General features: G+C 39.6%; 20 protein-coding genes. 4 read left to right on the top strand and 16 right to left on the bottom strand.

Annotated elements, in window-relative coordinates:
* Positions 1-14: 14 nt before the first annotated feature.
* The 4 genes from ABC361_RS08035 to ABC361_RS08020 all read right to left on the bottom strand — a co-directional run bounded on the left by ABC361_RS08035 (position 15) and on the right by ABC361_RS08020 (position 3,663).
* Positions 15-899: a metal ABC transporter permease gene (locus ABC361_RS08035; RefSeq protein WP_413073501.1), complete on the bottom strand. Its 885-nt coding sequence runs from the start codon at positions 897-899 to the stop codon at positions 15-17.
* A complete protein-coding gene (locus tag ABC361_RS08030) occupies positions 892-1,662 on the bottom strand; it encodes a metal ABC transporter ATP-binding protein (protein ID WP_413073500.1) in 771 nt (256 codons plus the stop codon). The genes ABC361_RS08035 and ABC361_RS08030 overlap by 8 nt, the downstream gene beginning before the upstream one ends.
* Positions 1,663-1,784: 122 nt before the next feature.
* On the bottom strand, positions 1,785-2,492 hold the full coding sequence (locus ABC361_RS08025; RefSeq protein ID WP_413073499.1) for a lytic transglycosylase domain-containing protein: 708 nt from the start codon (positions 2,490-2,492) through the stop codon (positions 1,785-1,787).
* A gap of 118 nt (positions 2,493-2,610) precedes the next feature.
* Entirely contained in the window at positions 2,611-3,663 is a 1,053-nt protein-coding gene (locus tag ABC361_RS08020) for a two-component system sensor histidine kinase NtrB (protein ID WP_413073498.1), read from the bottom strand.
* A 223-nt stretch (positions 3,664-3,886) separates the two neighbouring features.
* On the opposite strand from ABC361_RS08020, the gene ABC361_RS08015 reads away from it, so the two are divergent.
* Positions 3,887-4,150, top strand: a complete 264-nt coding sequence (locus ABC361_RS08015) for a DUF2624 family protein (RefSeq protein WP_413073497.1) — start codon at positions 3,887-3,889, stop codon at positions 4,148-4,150.
* Between the two features lie 77 nt (positions 4,151-4,227).
* Here the strand turns inward: ABC361_RS08015 and ABC361_RS08010 are convergent, their stop codons facing one another.
* On the bottom strand, positions 4,228-5,106 hold the full coding sequence (locus ABC361_RS08010) for a deoxyribonuclease IV (protein ID WP_413073496.1): 879 nt from the start codon (positions 5,104-5,106) through the stop codon (positions 4,228-4,230).
* Positions 5,107-5,121: 15 nt separating this feature from the next.
* Positions 5,122-6,483, bottom strand: a complete 1,362-nt coding sequence (locus ABC361_RS08005; protein WP_413073495.1) for a DEAD/DEAH box helicase — start codon at positions 6,481-6,483, stop codon at positions 5,122-5,124.
* A 141-nt stretch (positions 6,484-6,624) separates the two neighbouring features.
* On the opposite strand from ABC361_RS08005, the gene vrrA reads away from it, so the two are divergent.
* From vrrA to ABC361_RS07990, 3 genes are all read left to right on the top strand, one after another.
* On the top strand, positions 6,625-7,197 hold the full coding sequence (gene vrrA / locus ABC361_RS08000; RefSeq protein ID WP_413073494.1) for a VrrA/YqfQ family protein: 573 nt from the start codon (positions 6,625-6,627) through the stop codon (positions 7,195-7,197).
* 104 nt (positions 7,198-7,301) lie between these two features.
* Positions 7,302-7,793 carry a CarD family transcriptional regulator gene (locus tag ABC361_RS07995; RefSeq protein WP_413073493.1) on the top strand — a complete coding sequence of 164 codons (492 nt, stop codon included), beginning with the start codon at positions 7,302-7,304 and terminating at the stop codon, positions 7,791-7,793.
* A gap of 112 nt (positions 7,794-7,905) precedes the next feature.
* Positions 7,906-8,850, top strand: a complete 945-nt coding sequence (locus ABC361_RS07990) for a 4-hydroxy-3-methylbut-2-enyl diphosphate reductase (protein ID WP_413073492.1) — start codon at positions 7,906-7,908, stop codon at positions 8,848-8,850.
* A 56-nt stretch (positions 8,851-8,906) separates the two neighbouring features.
* Here the strand turns inward: ABC361_RS07990 and ABC361_RS07985 are convergent, their stop codons facing one another.
* From ABC361_RS07985 to glyQ, 10 genes are all read right to left on the bottom strand, one after another.
* Positions 8,907-10,022: a Nif3-like dinuclear metal center hexameric protein gene (locus tag ABC361_RS07985; protein ID WP_413075738.1), complete on the bottom strand. Its 1,116-nt coding sequence runs from the start codon at positions 10,020-10,022 to the stop codon at positions 8,907-8,909.
* Entirely contained in the window at positions 10,013-10,714 is a 702-nt protein-coding gene (locus ABC361_RS07980) for a tRNA (adenine(22)-N(1))-methyltransferase (protein ID WP_413073491.1), read from the bottom strand. Before ABC361_RS07980 ends, ABC361_RS07985 begins: the two co-directional genes overlap by 10 nt.
* A gap of 53 nt (positions 10,715-10,767) precedes the next feature.
* Positions 10,768-11,139, bottom strand: a complete 372-nt coding sequence (locus ABC361_RS07975; RefSeq protein WP_413073490.1) for a c-type cytochrome — start codon at positions 11,137-11,139, stop codon at positions 10,768-10,770.
* Positions 11,140-11,392: 253 nt separating this feature from the next.
* A complete protein-coding gene (gene rpoD, locus ABC361_RS07970; protein ID WP_099300417.1) occupies positions 11,393-12,514 on the bottom strand; it encodes an RNA polymerase sigma factor RpoD in 1,122 nt (373 codons plus the stop codon).
* 31 nt (positions 12,515-12,545) lie between these two features.
* Positions 12,546-14,360 carry a DNA primase gene (gene dnaG / locus ABC361_RS07965; protein ID WP_413073489.1) on the bottom strand — a complete coding sequence of 605 codons (1,815 nt, stop codon included), beginning with the start codon at positions 14,358-14,360 and terminating at the stop codon, positions 12,546-12,548.
* An 11-nt stretch (positions 14,361-14,371) separates the two neighbouring features.
* Positions 14,372-14,836: a YaiI/YqxD family protein gene (locus ABC361_RS07960; protein WP_413073488.1), complete on the bottom strand. Its 465-nt coding sequence runs from the start codon at positions 14,834-14,836 to the stop codon at positions 14,372-14,374.
* A 241-nt stretch (positions 14,837-15,077) separates the two neighbouring features.
* The gene (locus ABC361_RS07955) at positions 15,078-15,890 is read right to left on the bottom strand and encodes a pyruvate, water dikinase regulatory protein (protein ID WP_099300414.1); all 813 of its coding nucleotides are present in this window, start codon (positions 15,888-15,890) and stop codon (positions 15,078-15,080) included.
* Positions 15,891-15,905: 15 nt separating this feature from the next.
* A complete protein-coding gene (ccpN, locus tag ABC361_RS07950; RefSeq protein WP_413075737.1) occupies positions 15,906-16,541 on the bottom strand; it encodes a transcriptional regulator CcpN in 636 nt (211 codons plus the stop codon).
* A 30-nt stretch (positions 16,542-16,571) separates the two neighbouring features.
* Positions 16,572-18,659: a glycine--tRNA ligase subunit beta gene (gene glyS, locus ABC361_RS07945; RefSeq protein WP_413073487.1), complete on the bottom strand. Its 2,088-nt coding sequence runs from the start codon at positions 18,657-18,659 to the stop codon at positions 16,572-16,574.
* Entirely contained in the window at positions 18,659-19,540 is an 882-nt protein-coding gene (glyQ, locus tag ABC361_RS07940; protein WP_413073486.1) for a glycine--tRNA ligase subunit alpha, read from the bottom strand. Before glyQ ends, glyS begins: the two co-directional genes overlap by 1 nt.
* Between the last annotated feature and the right edge of the window lie 81 nt (positions 19,541-19,621).

Below are 19,621 nucleotides of genomic sequence, written 5' to 3'. Positions count from 1 at the left end.
TAGTGTAACGAATTTTATTCAGATTGGCTAGTAGGTTGCGTTCTTTTTTTTAACGGAAAGCGCCCTTGTTTTGCACGATTTCGACCAAATAAGATGGAAAATAATAAGATCAATACTGCCAGAAGTACAATCACTCCGCCTGGAGCTAAATTCAGCTGAAACGCGAGCATAAGGCCACCAATCACCGCAATTTCCCCAAAAATAACTGCGTAAACGAACAATTGTTTAAACCCTTTGGCAAATCGCATTGCGCTTGCAACAGGTAGAGTCATTAAAGCGGAGACGAGTAGAATTCCCACTACTCGCATTGAAGCCGCGATAACAAGCGCAACCATAACCATAAATACTAAATGAACTAAGCGTCGATTAATGCCTGATACACGTGCTTGCTCCTCGTCAAACGATAGAAAGAATAGTTCTTTATAAAACATCATCAAAATAAATAATACAACAACGGTGATAACTGTAATTGTAATAAAATCACTGCGGTTAACAGCAATTACAGACCCAAATAAATAATTTAATAAATCTGTATTAAAGCCGTTAGCCATTGAAATAAATACTACACCTAACCCTATACCGGCCGACATGATAATCGGAATAGCGATCTCTTTATAATGAACATACACTTGTCGTAATTTCTCCATAAAGAGTGAGCCACTCACTGAAAAGACCATTCCCATATAAAGCGGATTGACCCCTTGCATAAACGGAATATAGCTTCCAAGCAAGAGACTAAAAGCAATACCTGATAAGGTGATGTGCGATAATGCATCTGCAATTAAAGACATTCTTCTCACAACTAAAAAGACTCCTAATAAAGGAGCGAGTAATCCAATCATTACACCAGTCAATAACGCATATTGCAGGAAATCATAAGTTAAAAAAGCATTAAGCATGGTTTACTCCTTCATGACTGTGGGTTAACAAATGAACGTCATGTCCATAAAAATCCAGCTTGTCTTTTTTCGCAGCAAATTCTTCGGTTTTTCCGTGAAAATGGATCGTCCGATTTAAGCAAGCTACTTTGTTTACATGATCCGTCATCGCTCCGATATCATGAGAAATTAATAAAAGGGTTTTTCCTAAATCTCGATTTAATTCGTGGAGCAAGCCATAAAACGATGCAACGCTTTTCGCATCAATTCCTACTGTCGGTTCATCAAGAATGAGCAAATCTGGATCGCTCACGAGCGCTCGCGCAATAAAGACACGCTGCTGTTGACCACCAGAAAGTTCCCCTATATTTTCATACAAGTACTCCGTCATATCTACTTGCTCGACAGCACGAAACACCATTTCTTTATGCTTTTTCTTCATGAAACGAAAAAGCCCTACTTTTCCAAACAAGCCCATTGATACTACTTCGTAAACAGTAGCAGGAAAGCCACTACTGAAGCTATTTGCTTTTTGTGACACATAGCCGATGCGATCCCATTGATGAAACTGTTCAATCGAGTCATCAAATACTTTGACCGTACCTTCAGTTGGCCGCAATAAGCCAAGCATCATTTTAATTAATGTTGACTTCCCAGAGCCGTTCGGGCCAACCAATCCAAGGAAATCACCTTTTTTTATTGTTAATGAAACGTCACTGAGTACCGGACGTCGCCCGTAAGCAAATGTAATATTCTCTAAGGTAACATAGTTTTCGCGAATCATTTCCATCCCCCTATTCAGAATGATTCCGATTTATCTTCAACCTATTATACTCTCTTTTTCTCATTTGTCCAGCCATGATTCTTCATTTTTAACAAAAACAAAAACGGCACGTCGGCCGTTTTTTAAAAGAGGTCATGGGTTTTTGCTTGTTTTTGAATCATAACCGCATACTCGCTTTTCGCATGTCCATTTTCCGCAATATAGGCTTGCATCCCGCCCATTCCTCGATGATATGCAGTTAATGCTTGATCCCAATTGTCATATTGGTCATGCAAGAACGACAAGTATTGTACCGATAAATGAATCGCGTAATACGGATTAAACAAATAGTCTTTTTCATAGTCTAAACTCGCCATATCTGCAATCCACGGTGCGGTATTCGTCATAAATTGAGCCATACCATAGGCATGTCCATACTTAGTCTCTGGCCCGATCGCATTCTCATCAAACGTGTCGCCACTTTCAACTTTTAGAAGTTCATAAACTAAAAATGGGTCAACATCTTCTTGTTCTGCGATAAGTCCGAGGTACATGCCCCAACGCTCTTCAAAGTGTCCTTCACTTTCTTCGTGAAGAAAGTCGCCAATCTGTTCAGCATCTTCCCATGCATGTTTGTTATCTTCATATGAAGGAAAAGAGTCCAACGACCCATCATGGAACATTGCAATCTCTTCTTTAATATGCTCATAATCTTCTTCTAACGGGTCGTAGGAATTGCCGTAAGCACGTTCCTCCAGTTGTCCATTTGTAAGATGATTTGTATATAAAAATAGGCCAATAACAGGTCCTAATAGACATAATGAAATAAGCTTCTTTCGGTTTCGTTCCATACAAACGTCCTCCTCCTTTAGCTCCAAAGTAGAATAGACGATATAGATACGTACGTCAAGCGCTAAGATCTTCCAACAAACAAAAAGCCTATTATAAGGCTACATACAAAAAGTCATGTTAGACAAGCAAAGGAAACGTAATCACAACCTTCGTCCCTACATCACGTTCACTTGAAACATAAAAATGACCACCGTGGTCCTCAACGATTTTTTTGCATAATGGAATACCAACGCCCGTTCCTTTTTCTTTAGTCGTGAAAAAAGGTTTCCCAAGTTGTTCAACAACTTCTTTTGGCATGCCTTTGCCATTGTCAATTAATTCAATATGTACAAACTCCCCCACTTCCTTACTTGATACTTTTAAATACTTGTAGGAAGCTCCGTCGTCAAACGCTTCAATCGCGTTTCTAAGTAAATTGAGCATCACTTGTTTAAACATCGATTCGTTCACATGGCATAGCGCAAAGGACTTATCAAAATTCACCTGTAGCTCCACACTGTGTAAAAGACACTCCGCTTTCATTAATTCCACTAATGATTGGATGAGGTTAGAGGGGGATTGCCATTTTCGGTTTGATTTTTTTCGAGAAACAGATAAAAAGTCCTCAATGATAATATTCATACGATTAAGCTCAGAGATGATGGTGTTGTAATATTTTTGAAAATCACATGTTAAGTGCGATAACTGTAAAAAGCCTTTGATAACAGAAAGCGGGTTACGTAACTCGTGTGCAACGCTAGCTGCAATATGAGATACCGCTTGCATTTGATGTTGAAACGTCAATAGTTCCTCATATTTCGTTTGCAAAGATAAATCTTCTAGCATAATAAAATAACACACATGCTCATTTTCTACTTCTGGAATAAAGGTAATATTAAGTACACTTCCTTCATTCTCATAAATATTTTTCGTAATTTGCACATATTTAGAGCTGAGTTCAATTTGATTAAGAAAAAACTCTGCAATTTCATGACTGATCGCTAACTCTTTGAGTGAAGAATGTTGAAGTTCTTCTTTTTTGATGTCTGTCAAAAAACTAAACATCTCATTCCAAGATACAACTTTCAACGTTTGATCTACTTTTAAATAAGGTAAATTTAATTCTTCAATAAGCGTAAACATCGTTTGATTACGATAGTCTTGTTTTCCAATTATCTCTTTGTGCAACATATCAGTACTCCTATTAGGGCCATTTTTGTATAGCTGGTTTTGGTTCATAGATCTTCTGGCCCCCCTTATCATTAATCAGAATAACAAATAATAAAACACTTTTCCGAATCTCCTATATTTTACTCTTATTCGTGAAAAGAGACGTTAACTCCTTTTTTTGTTCTGTTTTTTCTTTCACAACATAAAGTAAGAGAGACTTACTATTTTAAGGAGCGGTGCCATCATGAACTTCATCATGCAACAGCTCGTGAACCAAAAAATTAATTCGATTAGTAAAGAAGAATTTATGCAACTTGCCGAGAAACAAGGTTACCCATTATCAAGCGAACAGGCGGATAGCGTCCTTCGCATTTTACGGCAACACACCATTAACGTTGGAAATAAAAAACAAGTGGAATCCATTATTTATCAATTAACCAAAGAAACTGATTCCTATGTTTCTTCAACAGTTTCCCAGTTATTCCAGAAATACAGCCATATGCTTTAAATGGTTTCTTGCCATTATTTTACCATTAGATAATAAAAAGAGCACCTCGTTTTTTCAAACTAGAGGTGCTCTTTTTATTATTTTTCAATAAGATCGGTCCGCTCTCTTCTTAATAGCGCAATTTCATGCTCATAAGGTGGTTTACGGTCTTTTTTGTCAACCCCGATAAACGGTGTTTCTAAAATTTTTGGTACATCTTTAAATTGATCATGATGAACAATATAATCAAGCGCCTTCAAGCCAATATATCCATGTCCAATATTTTCATGTCGATCTTTTTGTGCATGTCGTTCATTTTTTGAATCATTAACGTGAACAACTTTTATTCGATCTGCACCAATGATTTTGTCAAAGGACTCTAATACGCCGTCAAAGTCTTCAACAATATTGTAGCCAGCGTCATGTGTGTGGCATGTATCAAAACAGACAGATAACCGTTCGTTATGGGTGACGCCCGAAATGATCTTAGCTAGTTCTTCAAATGTTCGACCACATTCAGAACCTTTACCGGCCATTGTTTCAAGTGCAATTTGCACATCTCTTTTTTCTGTTAATACTTCATTTAAACCTTCGATAATCTTCTCGATTCCAGCTTCGGGACCAGCACCGACATGCGCCCCTGGATGTAAGACAATTTGTTTCGCACCAAGAGCTTCTGTGCGTTCAATCTCCGAACGTAAGAAGTCGACACCTAGTTTAAACGTTTCAGGCTTCTGCGTGTTGGCAATATTAATAATGTAAGGTGCGTGAACGACAATGTCACGAATACCATGCTCTTCCATATGCTGCTTTCCAGCTTCGATATTCAAATCTTCAATTGCTTTACGTCGCGTATTTTGCGGTGCACCTGTGTAAATCATAAACGTGTTCGCACCATAAGCAGCCGCTTCTTCACTGGATTGAAGCAACATCTTTTTTCCACTCATCGATACATGCGATCCTAATAACAAAGACATTATCTAAACTCTCCTTTACTTACTTTTACGGGAACGCGCTTTATTATCTCTCCGATGTTTCTTTTCCTGCGCAACACGCGCTTTTCGTTTATATGCAGGCTTAACCTTTTTCGCTTTGGCTTTCGCTTTTCCACCGGTTCTTTCTTGTGGTTGTGAAGTTGAGCTTGAAGTCGACTGTCTTTTATCATTTGTAGCTGGTTTCTTTTGTGAAAAGCCACCACTCCCAATAGGCCCTTTAACTTGTTGCCATTCTCCATCTTTGAACTCAACAAACGTAAATTGAATCCCTTTGCTCGCAAGTTTGCCACATGCATACTCGTCTGTCTTTTCAAATAGAGACATCGCAAGGCCATCTGCACCAGCACGAGCCGTACGCCCTACTCGATGAACATAAAAATCTAAATCTGCAGGAAATTCGTAGTTAATGACATGAGTGACACCCTTAATATCCATACCTCTAGCTGCAAGATCAGAAGCAACTAGGTACTGTACACTTGCATCATCTACTTTTTTCATCACTTTTCTACGTTCGCGTGAAGGAAGTCCACCATGAAGTCGTTCAATATTCAATCCTTCTTTTGCTAATTCATCTGCTACAAGGTCCGCTTGCTCTTTTGTGTTCACAAATACAATTGCTAAATAAGGGTTGATGTTACGTACGACTTCTTTTAACACGGTCAGCTTTTCTTTGTGACGAACAGGGACTAGCTGGTGTTTGACTGCCTTCGCAGCCAAGGCTTCAGGCTGTACATGTACGTGGCGTGGCTGCGTCATATATTTCTTTAAAAACGGTTGAAGCTTTTCTGGAATGGTTGCTGAAAATACAAGCATCTGTAGCTGCTCCGCCATTTTACCTGCAACTTTGTCAACATCTTCAATAAATCCCATATCAAGCATTTGATCTGCCTCATCAACCACAAGTGTTGTAGCCGTATATGCAAGTAGCGCATTATGCTGAATTAAATCATTAATTCTACCTGGTGTTCCAACAACGATATGTGGTTGTTTTGTTTTCAAGCGATCCAGCTGTTTTTGTCGGTCCGTACCTCCAACATAAAGTTGAGCAGAGACTTCACCTTCAAACGGCTTAATAAGTTTTGCTACCTCATTATATAATTGGTTTGCAAGTTCTCTTGTTGGAGCCGTTATAATGGCCTGAACCTGCTCTTGATCCAGTTTTAACTTCTCAACAATTGGTAATAAGAAAGCGAACGTTTTTCCAGTTCCTGTTTGCGATTGTCCAATAACATCTTTACCGTTTAAGATCGCCGGTATAAGGCGTTCTTGTATTTCAGTTGGTTTAGCTATATTGGAATCAACAAGCGCTTGCTGCAATTTATCCGTAATTCCTAGTCTTAAAAAATTTTCTGCATTCATTATTCATTTCCTCTTTTCCAGTTCCTTCATGCAATAGTTCATTTTATCATAATTCATGAGCAAGTCCAAGGTCAAAATACGCACAATACGCCCGTTTTTCGCATAGTCTACATTATTAGATCATTGTAGGAGGACATTGTCATGCAGCCATATTACGGACCACCTGCCAGCTCTATTCCTATGCAACCATTATCAAGTGGTTCAAGTCGATTATTAGGAACAGCTACACACTTTATGCAGCCGACAGCATCAATGGCATCCGCACCCATTCAACAGGCTGTTACAGGCGCTTCCCGTGGCGGCGGAATTTTAGCTCGCTTACTCGGAGGCGGTCGGCTTACTAGTCAAGCACTAGGAAGTGCATCTGGAGGACTTAACTTTGCTACCATTTTAGAAAATACACAACGGGTCATGGGGATTACCCAGCAAGTCGCCCCTATGGTTCAACAATACGGACCTTTCATTAAAAATGTTCCCACTCTCTGGAGAATGATGCGCTCTATGAAACAGCCGTCGTCTGATCAACAGATGCAGACGAGTGGTCAATCGACTGCAGCTAGTTCAGATCAAGCTTATAATCAGCAAGCAGTTGCTATTCCAGATCAAGCACCGGTGATTGAGCGTCCATCAAATCAACCAATTGCGAACGCAACTACGGCTACTAAAAAAAAGCAACAACCTTCCGGGGAATCGCTTCCAAAACTTTATATATAAATCAAATTTTAGTTGTTGACAAGCTTCCTATAACGATAGTATAATTTGATATTTGCCTTCAATTGTGCTATACTGACATGTATAAATCGATTGGAGGAATGTCCATGTTTAAAGTCGGAGACAACGTTGTTTACCCTTATCATGGGGCCGGAAAGATCCAAGAAATTGAAGAGAAAAGTGTTTTAGGAGAAACACAGTCATATTATATTTTGCATTTTCCACTCGTTGATGTAACACTTATGCTTCAAGAATCGCGGATTGATGAATCCGGACTTAGAAAGGTCATCTCCTCCTCTGAAGTCACTCAAGTAGCAGATGCATTAAAAACAGGTCCTGAAATCCCCCTTTCTTCGAGTCAGTTTTCTCGTGACACAGAAAATTTACTCAAAACAGGAAGTATCATTGATGCAGCTCACCTTGTATCTTCGCTTTCGAAAAAGCAAACTGAGCGTTCGAACGGTCTCCATATTCAAGACCGCCACCATTTACAGAAAGCTAGACAGATGGTAGCAAGTGAACTTGCAGTTGTGCAAAAATATTCCGAAGAGCAAGCATATGAATTTATCGACACAAATTTACTAGAAGAAGCAAATTAATAACGCGTCTTGATTGTCACCTGCGCGTATCTCCTTTACAATAGAAGATGAATCAAAACACGGCTTTCTTTTTTTATGGAAGCCTGTTTTTAATAGGAGGCCATGGATTTTTATGGACGTATTAAAAATTTCACCTAGAGGCTATTGTTATGGCGTTGTAGACGCGATGGTTATGGCACGTCAAGCTGCTCAAAATTTGGACTTGCCGAGACCTCTTTATATACTTGGGCAAATTGTCCACAACCAACATGTGACGGATGCATTTGAAGAAGATGGCATTATTTCTTTAGATGGACCAAACCGGTTAGAAATTCTTAAAGAAGTGACCCACGGTACCGTGATTTTCACAGCTCACGGTGTATCTCCAGAAGTGCGTCGACTTGCTAAGGAAAAAGGTCTAACGTGCATCGATGCTACATGTCCAGATGTAACAAGAACACACGATTTAATTCGTGAAAAAGCAGAAGAAGGTCATCAGTTCATTTATGTTGGTAAACAAGGACACCCTGAACCAGAAGGCGCAGTAGGCGTTGCACCAGATGCTGTTCACCTTGTTGAAACAATGGATGATCTTGAAGCATTAACGTTAGATGATCGTGATATTATTATCACAAACCAAACAACGATGAGTCAGTGGGACGTTTCCGACATTATGAAACGTGCTATGGAGCTGTACCCTAAAGCTGAAGTGCACAATGAAATTTGTTTAGCAACTCAAGTTCGTCAAGAAGCAGTTGCAGAACAAGCGTCTCAATGTGATGTTGTCATTGTTGTTGGTGATCCAAAAAGCAATAACTCCAACCGTTTAGCACAAGTTTCACAACAGATTGCAGGTACACCTGCATACCGTATTGGTGATTTATCACAGCTAGACTTGGATTGGATTAAGGATGCAAAAAAAGTTGGTGTCACTTCAGGTGCTTCAACACCAACACCGATCACAAAAGAAGTCATCACATTTATTGAAAACTATGAACCTGAAAATGAAACAACGTGGGATACGACGAAAAAAGTACCGATTGAAAAAATCCTACCAAAAGTACGTGTAAAAAAATAATTATTAAAAAGCGCTAATGTAGATAAATGACATTAGCGCTTTTTTCTTTTACGTTTTTACATGAATTGAAAAGGGTCTGTACTATTTTTTGAAGCAAAAATCTTCAGCGCTTTCCCCTCAAATCGTTTCTCTAATTCTTCGGCAACACCTTTTTTCATAATGGCTTCAATATGATGACCTGCATCAATAATCGTCATACCATCCATTTTCGCATCTTGCGCAACATGATAATAAAGGTCACCGGTCACAAGTACATCCGCACCTTTGCGCAATGCTTGATTGACATACTTATTTCCGTCTCCGCCTAATACCGCTACTTTGTTAATTTTCTTATCTAAATTTCCGACAACACGAACATTCTCGACACCAAGTGCTTTTTTCACTACATCCACATACTCGCGTAACGTTTGAGCTTGAGGAATTTTGCCTACTCTACCTAATCCGAGCATTACAGAAGGTTCTTGAAGTGGATAAAGATCATACACAGGTTCTTCATACGGATGTGCTGAAACAAATGCTTCAATCACGGATGCGATTAAATGATTCGGCACAATCGTTTCAATCCGTTCTTCCTCTACGACTTCTTGTTTGTTGTTTTCTCCTAAATAAGGGTTGGCCCGTTCAGTTGGACGAAACGTGCCCTTACCAATTGACGAAAAAGAACAATGACTGTATTCTCCAATAAAGCCCGCACCCGCTTCTCCTAACGATTCTCGGATCGCATCTCCATGAGCTTTCGGTACAAAAGCCACAAACTTGAACATATCTTCTTTATAGGTTGGCACAAGCACCTCTGGCGATTGAATATTCAGCGCATCCGCTAATAAATCGTTCACACCACCAGAAGCAACATCAAGATTTGTATGTGCGGCATAGATCGTTATTTCATTTCGAATTGCTTTTTGAACAATTCTACCCATTGCCGTATCCAAATTTATTTGTTTCAAAGGTCTAAATAGTAAAGGGTGATGGGCAATGATTAAGTCAACCTCTTGCTCGATTGCCTCGTCCATCGTTTCTTCAAGTACATCAAGGGCGATCATCACATGCTGAACTGGCTTATTTAATGTACCAACCATTAATCCATTTCGATCGCCTTCAACAGCATACGCTTTCGGTGAAAACCGCTCAAATTCGTTTATGACGTCTCTCCCTGTAAGTGTCACACAAATACCTCCTCAACCATGTCAATCTTACGTTTCAAAGCTTCTTTTTTATTTGCAAGCTCTATCGTTTCCGTTCCCTGCTTTAATTGTTTTAACACACGTTCCCAACTATTTTTTTCTTGCGTCCATTTCTTTTTAAATACCTCTGTTTGATTTTGAATTAACAAAGGACCCATCAACAACTCTACCTCTGTATACGTTACAAGTGAGTGACTTTTTTCAGCGACGACAATCTCATAAATTTTATCATCTTCTTCAATAATCTCTTCAGCAAGGATGCTGAATTGATGGGACATCAGCCATTCACGTACAGCTTGAGAAGCTACATTAGGCTGTAAAACCAATCGCTTACTACTTGTTAGCTTTTCCAATCCAAGTTCTAAAATAGAAGCTATAAGCGGCCCTCCCATACCTGCGACCGTAATTACGTCAACATGTTCATCAACGTTTATAACGTCTAAGCCGCTTCCTTTCCTTACTTCAATCTGCTCTTCTAAATTCGACAGTTGCACTTGTTTGCGTGCAGACTGATATGGACCTTCATTTATTTCTCCGGCAATGGCATGAAGCCCAGGATCTCGCAAACATAAATAACATGGTAAGTAGGCATGGTCTGAGCCAATATCCGCTAATGTTTGGTATCCTTTCGCATAGTGCGCCACACGTTCAAGTCTTCGAGATAATTGATTTGTATTCAAAACGATTGTTTCTCCTTCCAAAAGAAAAAAGCAAGGGTTATCCCCCCGCTCTCCTATTCCGATAATGATAATAAGTAATCGGCAACTGCATCAATTTCTTCCGGTTGTAGTGAAGAGCCAAATGCAGGCATGTTTCCTTGACCGTTCGTCACAATGTCAACGATTTCATCGTGAGATAATTCTCCCTCTAAATCGTTAATCGCTGGTGCACTAGCGGTACCACCTAAATCATTTGCATGACAACTTATACACGAACTCTCAACTATACCTTGTCCATATTCAACCGGATCCCCGATTTCTACCGGTTCTTCCTCTTCTTCATCCATACTAGCACGTTGATCTACGCCAATAGCAGACATTGCAACCATAAGTACAATCCCAAGCAGTGCGATAATAGCAAACGGGATTAACGGACGACCTTTCATATAGGTGCTCTCCTTTCTCGTTAGAACGAACCCTTAATTTATGTATAAAAAGCACGAATCTACTATAGTTTACTCCAAATTCTCCATTATGAAAAGGCTTCATCTTACTTTTCCCAAAAATAGCGAAAAAAATTCGAGTTGATTTATAAGAAAATTCTTAACAACGATTTGCATTCCGTTTTAAGAAGAAGTAAAATAGAAATAAGGAAGGCACACGAACCCAGTTTAGCTGAATCCGTGTGCACACCAATTGTTAGTCTAGGAAATCTTTCAATCGTTTACTTCTACTTGGATGGCGCAATTTGCGTAAGGCTTTCGCTTCAATTTGTCTAATTCGCTCACGCGTTACACCGAACACTTTACCGACTTCTTCGAGCGTACGCGTACGACCATCATCAAGACCAAAGCGAAGGCGAAGTACATTTTCTTCTCGATCTGTGAGGGTATCCAATACGTCTTCTAGTTGTTCTTTTAATAGTTCATACGCAGCTGCATCTGACGGTGCTAAAGCTTCTTGGTCTTCAATAAAGTCACCTAAGTGAGAATCATCTTCTTCACCAATTGGTGTTTCTAATGAAACAGGTTCTTGAGCAATCTTAAGGATTTCTCGAACTTTTTCAGGCGTTAATTCCATTTCTTTTCCGACTTCTTCTGGCGTCGGTTCTCTGCCAAAGTCTTGAAGAAGCTGACGCTGTACACGAATTAATTTGTTAATGGTTTCAACCATGTGCACTGGAATACGAATGGTTCTAGCTTGGTCTGCAATGGCACGAGTAATCGCTTGACGAATCCACCATGTGGCGTACGTACTAAACTTAAAGCCTTTGTCATAATCAAACTTCTCAACCGCTTTAATCAGACCCATGTTACCTTCTTGAATAAGATCAAGAAACAGCATGCCTCTTCCTACATAACGCTTAGCGATGGAAACAACAAGACGCAAGTTCGCCTCTGCTAAACGCTTTTTCGCTTCTTCATCACCCTGCTCAATTCGTTTTGCTAAATTGATTTCCTCTTCAGCAGAAAGAAGCGGCACACGACCAATTTCTTTAAGGTACATGCGAACTGGATCGTTTATTTTAATACCAGGAGGGACACTAAGGTCATTTAGATCAAATTCGTCTTCATTCTTTTCGACTTGTTGCATGGATGGTACTTCATCGTCCGTTTCATTTAAGAGTTCCACACCTTGCTCTCCAAGGTATTCATAAAATTCATCCATTTGGTCAGCATCTTGTTCAAACGAAGCCATTTTCTCTGTAATCTCGGCATACGTTAATGTACCACGCTTTTTACCAACCTCTACTAATTGTTCTTTTACTTGATCGATGGATAGATCACCTTCAGTTACTGGACGTAACGGTTTATCAGCCACTCGATCCCCTCCTTCCAAAATTAACGACGAATTACTTTCCTAGCAATTCCCTTTTTTCGCGTATGAGTTCCATTTGCTTTTGCGCAGCAAGAATTGGATCTTGCTCTAAACGCGCCGCTTGTTGCTTTTCTTTAATTTGTAATAGTTTCGGATATTGTTCAATCTTCTTAATGTAATCGTGTAGTTCATCATCTGTACAGTCCATTTTTATATCTTGCATAAGCAGGTAAGCAGCTAACTTAGCAAGGTTTTGATCTTCGAGACTCTCTATAAAATCATTTATTCCCTTTTCTGGATGTTGCGAAACAAAGGATAACAAATATGCATAAAGAGCTCCATGTTCGTCTATATTGAAACCACTTTCTAGACGCTCCGCAACTCTCCAAATCATCTCTTCATCTTGAAGCATATAGGCAAGGAGCATCCGTTCTGCCTTAATATGTGCAGCCATAGGCCTAGATGTTTGGAAATGATGATGTGGTTTAATCGTTTCTTTCCGTTGTTCGGAAGGTTGTTCTTGTTTTGAATGTCCCTGCTTTTTTTCCTTCCGCTCCATTTCTTGTTGCAGAACGTGTAAAGACAGGTTAAATTCGTTTGATAACTGCCTTAAATAGTGCTCTTGCTCAATCGATTGATCTAAACTTGCAATTTCCTCAAGCATGTCTTCAATATACTTAAGACGTTCTCCTTCATTTTCTAAGTTTTTTGTTTGCTTAGCATCATGCATCTTAAAAGCCATAACAGACAAAAGCTCTTCTTCTAAATGAAGTTTAAACGCATCTGAACCAAACTCTTTCACAAAATCATCTGGATCATACCCATCTGGTAACAAACAAATTTGGATTCGACAACCGACTTTTTCTAAATAAGGAATTGTTTTTCGAATCGCCTCTCGACCTGCTTTATCCCCGTCAAAACATACAACAATTTCTTCTGCATTACGGCGAAGAAGTTTCGCATGATCGGGGCTTAGAGCCGTTCCGAGTGTCGCAACCGCATTTTCAACTCCTGACTTCCATGCCGCCATCACATCGAATGCACCTTCAAAAAGATAAGCACGGTCTTTCTTTCGAATGATTGGTCGCGCTTCATACATGTGAAATAACGTTTTTGCTTTTTGATAAATAGGTGTCTCTGGACTATTTAAATACTTTGGTTGACCTTCACCAATCATTCTTCCACCGAAACCAACAATGTCTCCATTATTATCTGAAATCGGGAAAATTAAACGATGGCGGAATAAATCATAAAATCCGCTTGTTTTACGCTTTGCAACTAATCCAGCTTCTTCCATGATCTCTAAGTCGAACTCATTTTGTTCAAGCACCTTTGAAATGGTTTCCCATTCATCTAGTGCATAGCCAATCTTAAAATGATCAATTTGAGCTTGAGAAAACCAACGTTCCTCCGCATATACGCGACCTGGAGATCCCTCTTCCGTAAACATAAAAATACTATGATACGTAGAAGCAGCTAGCTGATGCGCTTTCTTCATCGCTTCTATTTTAGATGTATCTTCGCGCGAATCATCTTCCGAAAGCTGCGTGATTTGAGGTAGAGAGATCTTATTTTTATCAGCTAGATGGGTGACCGTTTTTGTAAACGACCAGCCTTCTAATTCTTGCAGGAATGTAAACACATTCCCACCAGCTCCACAACCAAAACAATGGTAAACCTGTTTTTCTTCAGAGACAGAAAAAGACGGCGTTTTTTCATCATGAAAAGGACATAACCCACCATATTGGCGCCCATTTTTCTTTAGTTGAACATATTCACCGATGACATCAACGATATCGCTCGCATTCCTTATTTCTGATAGTTTCTCATCAGGAATTTTCACGGACATAACGCTATCACCTATTCTTTTTCATTCCTATCGTTGTCACGTTTTAGTTCAGATTCAAGCGACTGTGTAAATTGCTCACGATCTTCTACCGTAAATTTCCGAGGACCTTTTGTCTTTTTTCCAGCTCTTCTAGCTTTTTGAGAAGCATAACGAGACTGTAACATGCTCGACATTTCCTCTTCTTTATATACATGACCGCGTGGTGAAAGCACAATCGCCCCTTTCATAATCAATAATGAAGCTAAGGCATGATCTTGAGATATGCATACGTCACCTCGTCTTACCGCTTGGAGTAAATAAAGATCTGCTGCTTCTTTATCTACATCAACTTGTACGGTTTTGACATGTTGGGGCAAGACCATATTATGTGCATACGAAAAAACAAAGACCAATTCTTTTTTATATTGATCACAAAGGGTAATAATTTCTTCTTTAACAGGACAAGAATCTGCATCAACATATACAGTTGAACTCATACGTAACCATTCAACATTTATGACTTGATCTCCTTCTTATTTGACGAAAAAAACAAGAAACTGTCGAAAACCCTAATTTGATCCGTCTTCTTTACTATCATTACCAAAAAAACAAGAAAAAGTCTTGACTTTTTAAATTTATTTGATCTCTAGCCTTTTTATACATCAGATCTGCAAATTTAGAGTCCCAATTGGCAATTATACTTTAAAACAAGCTTTTTGAACAGTAAACAGTTTCCAATTAATGCTTTTGGAACATATTGGAGATTAAATTCGCTGTTTCTTCAACAGCTTTATTTGAAACATCGATAACCGGACAGTTTACCCGCTCCATCACTTCTTGCGCATAATCTAATTCTTGTTTAATGCGATTAATATTTGCGTAGTTGGCTTCAGATTTCAACCCTAATGCTTTTAAACGCTCGGTTCGTATGCTATTAAGCTTTTCAGGACTAATACGTAGGCCAATACATTTTTTAGATGAGATTTTGAATAACTCTTCCGGCGGTTCCACTTCCGGCACAAGAGGTACGTTCGCCACTTTTAATCGTTTGTGAGCTAAATATTGCGAGAGGGGCGTCTTTGACGTTCTTGATACACCGATCAGTACAACATCTGCCAAAATAATCCCTCTAGGGTCCCGGCCATCATCATATTTTACAGCAAATTCAATTGCTTCAACTTTCCTGAAATAATCTTCGTCCAATCGATAAATTAAACCCGGTTCATACCGTGGTTGTTCATTCGTTAATTGATTGATCTTCCCTAATACAGGACCAATAATATCAACGGTTTCAACATTTGCTTCTTTCGCTGTTTGCAGCAAATAATCTTTAATCTCTGGAACAACAAGCGTAAATGCAATTAACGCCTTCGCTTTTTTCGCGATTTGTACGACTTCTTGAATCGTTCCTTTATCCTCGACATAAGGAATGCGGCGAATCTCTACATTCGACCCATTAAATTGACTAACTGCCGCTTTCACAACTAGTTCAGCAGTTTCACCAACTGAATCTGACACAATGTAAACAATTAAGCGTTCCGTTTGACTCATGAAGAACAGCCCTCCTTATGTTCCTTCATTCTTAGCTAAATCTACTAACAAAGAAGTCATATTCGTTTTTGTGATTCGCCCAATGACTTCAAACCCAGAGCCGACATCAACTTTTTTCACAATCGGAATTCCATCGATTTGCCTTGAAATGAGTTTATGAGCAACTTCAATAATCGAGTCCTCTTTTTCACAGACTGTAATATTGGGCATTCGTGTCATAATGATACTAACTGGAATGGTTTCTATTGCTTGTCCACCCATACTTGCTCGTAGCAAATCTTTTCGGGAGACAACCCCTACTAATGTTGTGTGCTTATCAACGATAAACAATGTCCCGCAATCTTCAAGAAACATTGTACAAATCGCTTCATAAACAGTAGTTGATTGTTCGACAATAACAGGTCTTGATTGATAATGATGGACTTTAATTTTTTGGATTTCATCTGAAAGAACAGGAGAATCTGTTTTCCCTGTATAAAAATAGCCAACTCGTGGTCTAGCGTCAAGAAAGCCAGACATGGTTAGAATGGCTAAATCAGGGCGGAGTGTTGCCCTTGTTAAAGACAAACGCTCCGCAATATGCTCTCCTGTTATTGGTCCATTTTCTTTGACAATATCAATGATTTGTTGCTGTCTATTTGAAAGTTCGATTGGGACTCACCTCTCTAACCTGAACACTAGTTACGAAGAAAAGACAATTTGCTGAAAATCAGCATATGAATGAATCGAACGAGCTAACCTTTTTAATAATGCTAGACGATTGGATCGAATTGCTGGGTCGTCTACCATAACCATTGTGTGTTCAAAGAATGCATGGATTGGCTCTTGGCAAGCCGCTAAAAGGTGATAGGCTGCAAACGCGTCGTGTTGTGTCCACGCTTGTGCTAAACTCATTTCTACTTCAACGGTTGCTGCCAACAGCTTTGCTTCAACTTCATTTTCAAACAGCTCTTCATCAATGATTGTGTCTGATTCTGCCTTTTGAGCAAGGTTTGTTACTCGACTTAATGCTTCGACAGTTTTTTTGAACTCAGGTTGATTAAGCTGTTGTCCAATCGCTTCTGCTTTTGCAAACATTGAATATACATCAACGAGAGGGGCAGCTAATACTGCATCTACAACATCATATCGATAGCCAGCCTCATTCATTAAATGTTTAAAACGGCTTAAAAAGAATTGTACAACTTCTTCTTTAGTAGATTCGACATCAGCCGTCATAAATCCTTTTTGACTCAACGTATTCACCCAATAATCAATGATGGCATCTATTGAAATGGACGATTTTCTATCGAGTAAAATTTGAACGACCCCATTCGCTTGCCTTCTCAATGCATATGGATCTTGGGAGCCTGTAGGAATAAGACCAATGGCAAAACACGATAACACCGTATCAATTTTATCTGCTAAAGACAAAATGCCACCGATCGTTGAACTTGGTAACGTATCATGTGAAAATCGTGGTAGATATTGCTCACGAATCGCGAGCGCGACACGATGGTCTTCGTTTGCTTTTTCCGCATAATCTTGACCCATTCGACCTTGCAACTCCGGAAATTCCCCTACCATGTTTGTAACAAGATCAAATTTAGAGATTAATGCTGCTCGCTTTACAAACTCTATTTGTTCTGTTGGGACATGCTCTTGTTTCGCTAACCAAACAGCAAGTTCTTGCGTCCGGCTCACTTTTTCAGCAATCGTACCAATCGACTCATGGAACACAACATTCGTCAGCTTTTCGTTCCACTGATCAATCGAAAGCTTTTGATCTTCCTCATAGAAGAATGCGGCATCTGCCAAGCGACCACGTAACACCTTTTCGTTTCCTTTAGAAACATTTTCAAGGTGTTCTTCATTTCCATTTCGCACTGTAACGAAATAAGGTAATAATTCACCTGCTTTTGATTCGACTGGAAAATAGCGCTGATGCTCGCGCATGGTTGTAATCAACACTTCTTTTGGTAGCGTTAAATAGGTTTCTTCAAATCCACCACTGAGGGCAGTCGGGTATTCAAGTAAATTATTCACTTCTTCCAGAAGTTCTTCATTTACCGGGATAACCCACTCATTCGTCACTTCCATTTCCGCTAGCTGTGAGCGAATGGCGCTTTTTCGTTTTTCCGCATCTACCACAACATAGTGCTCAAGCATTTGATTTTCATAGTTGGTAGGTGATGAAATGTCAATACTAGACTCACCAAGAAAACGATGCCCTCTTGTTGTACGACCTGATGTCACGTCAGTTATTGTAAACGGAACAACTGTTTCTCCAAATAATGAAACGACCCATCGAATTGGACGAGCATATCGTAAATCGTACGTATGCCATTTCATTCTTTTTGGGAAATTTAAACTTGTTATTAACGACTCCATTTGCGGGAGGATGTCAACGGTTTGCTTTCCTTCTGAAAAAGATGTTGCGTATACATATTCAACACCGTTATACGCTTCGATTGTTAACGCACCTGGCTCAATTTTTTGCGATTTAGCGAAGCCTAGCGCTGCTTTTGTCCAGTTGCCGTCTTCATCTTGCGCAATTTTCTTAGCTGGGCCTTTTGCTTTTACGACTGAATCCTCTTGCTTATCAGCCAAACCGTGAACCATAATGGCTAATCGTCGCGGAGTCGAAAAACGTTCTGTTCGCTCGTAAGTAAGTTTCTGATCAGCTAACCAATGTTGCACCTTCTCTTCAAGTTGAACAACAGCTTCTGTCACGAACCTTGCTGGCAATTCTTCTAATCCTATTTCCAGGAGAAATGGTGTTGTCCCCATTAGTTTACCTCCTTTTTCTTCAACATTGGAAATCCAAGTTTTTCACGTTCTTCGTAATATTGTTTTGCTGCTTTTCGCGCTAATGTTCGCACACGTCCAATATAACCAGTTCGTTCCGTTACAGAAATTGCACCACGAGCATCTAGTAAATTAAACACGTGCGAGCATTTCAAAATATAGTCATATGAAGGAAACACTAAGTTACGCTCTAAAGCCCTCGTCGCTTCTTTTTCGTACGTATTAAACAAGTTAAATAGCATGTCGCTATCTGACACTTCGAACGTGTACGTGGAATGTTCGAATTCCGGCTGTAAGAAAATATCGCCATACGTAAATCCGTCTACCCATTCAAGATCAAACACATTTTCTTTTTCCTGGATATACGTGGCTAAACGTTCGATTCCATACGTGATTTCTGCAGACACAGGAGAAGCTTCCATACCGCCAACTTGCTGAAAATACGTAAATTGCGTAATTTCCATTCCATCTAGCCAAACTTCCCAACCAAGTCCAGCGCATCCCAGTGTCGGGTTTTCCCAATTATCTTCTACAAAACGAATATCGTGTTCAAGCGGGTTAATTCCAAGTGCCTTTAGACTCTCGAGATACAGTTCTTGAATGTTATTCGGCGATGGCTTCATAATGACTTGAAACTGATGGTGTTGATAAAGACGATTCGGATTTTCTCCATAGCGTCCATCTGCTGGTCGTCTCGAAGGCTCTACATAAGCAACGTTCCACGGCTCAGGTCCGATGGTTCTCAATAACGTATGTGGACTCATCGTACCAGCACCTTTTTCCGTGTCGTAGGCGTTCATAATAATACAATTTTGTTTCGCCCAATATGACTGCAATGTTAAAATCATATTTTGAATATTCATCCTATACCTCCTATTTTTCAGAAAACAAAAAACCCTCAATCCACATGCCATTACGGCATAGGGACGAGAGTTACCCGCGGT

The organism is Shouchella phoenicis, from assembly GCF_047238345.1.
In the GTDB taxonomy this organism is placed as follows: Bacteria; Bacillota; Bacilli; order Bacillales; family Bacillaceae_D; genus Shouchella.
Note: the sequence above shows the minus strand (reverse complement) of the source record. Positions and strands in the feature narration are given on the sequence as shown.

Bases quoted from the DNA above. Each gene is read 5' to 3' on its own strand.
- ABC361_RS08035 (WP_413073501.1), bottom strand. From the start codon at position 899: ATGCTTAATGCTTTTTTAACTTATGATTTCCTGCAATATGCGTTATTG.
- ABC361_RS08030 (WP_413073500.1), bottom strand. From the start codon at position 1,662: ATGATTCGCGAAAACTATGTTACCTTAGAGAATATTACATTTGCTTAC.
- ABC361_RS08025 (WP_413073499.1), bottom strand. From the start codon at position 2,492: ATGGAACGAAACCGAAAGAAGCTTATTTCATTATGTCTATTAGGACCT.
- ABC361_RS08020 (WP_413073498.1), bottom strand. From the start codon at position 3,663: ATGTTGCACAAAGAGATAATTGGAAAACAAGACTATCGTAATCAAACG.
- ABC361_RS08015 (WP_413073497.1), top strand. From the start codon at position 3,887: ATGAACTTCATCATGCAACAGCTCGTGAACCAAAAAATTAATTCGATT.
- ABC361_RS08010 (WP_413073496.1), bottom strand. From the start codon at position 5,106: ATGTCTTTGTTATTAGGATCGCATGTATCGATGAGTGGAAAAAAGATG.
- ABC361_RS08005 (WP_413073495.1), bottom strand. From the start codon at position 6,483: ATGAATGCAGAAAATTTTTTAAGACTAGGAATTACGGATAAATTGCAG.
- vrrA (WP_413073494.1), top strand. From the start codon at position 6,625: ATGCAGCCATATTACGGACCACCTGCCAGCTCTATTCCTATGCAACCA.
- ABC361_RS07995 (WP_413073493.1), top strand. From the start codon at position 7,302: ATGTTTAAAGTCGGAGACAACGTTGTTTACCCTTATCATGGGGCCGGA.
- ABC361_RS07990 (WP_413073492.1), top strand. From the start codon at position 7,906: ATGGACGTATTAAAAATTTCACCTAGAGGCTATTGTTATGGCGTTGTA.
- ABC361_RS07975 (WP_413073490.1), bottom strand. From the start codon at position 11,139: ATGAAAGGTCGTCCGTTAATCCCGTTTGCTATTATCGCACTGCTTGGG.
- dnaG (WP_413073489.1), bottom strand. From the start codon at position 14,360: ATGTCCGTGAAAATTCCTGATGAGAAACTATCAGAAATAAGGAATGCG.
- ABC361_RS07960 (WP_413073488.1), bottom strand. From the start codon at position 14,836: ATGAGTTCAACTGTATATGTTGATGCAGATTCTTGTCCTGTTAAAGAA.
- ABC361_RS07955 (WP_099300414.1), bottom strand. From the start codon at position 15,890: ATGAGTCAAACGGAACGCTTAATTGTTTACATTGTGTCAGATTCAGTT.
- glyS (WP_413073487.1), bottom strand. From the start codon at position 18,659: ATGGGGACAACACCATTTCTCCTGGAAATAGGATTAGAAGAATTGCCA.
- glyQ (WP_413073486.1), bottom strand. From the start codon at position 19,540: ATGAATATTCAAAATATGATTTTAACATTGCAGTCATATTGGGCGAAA.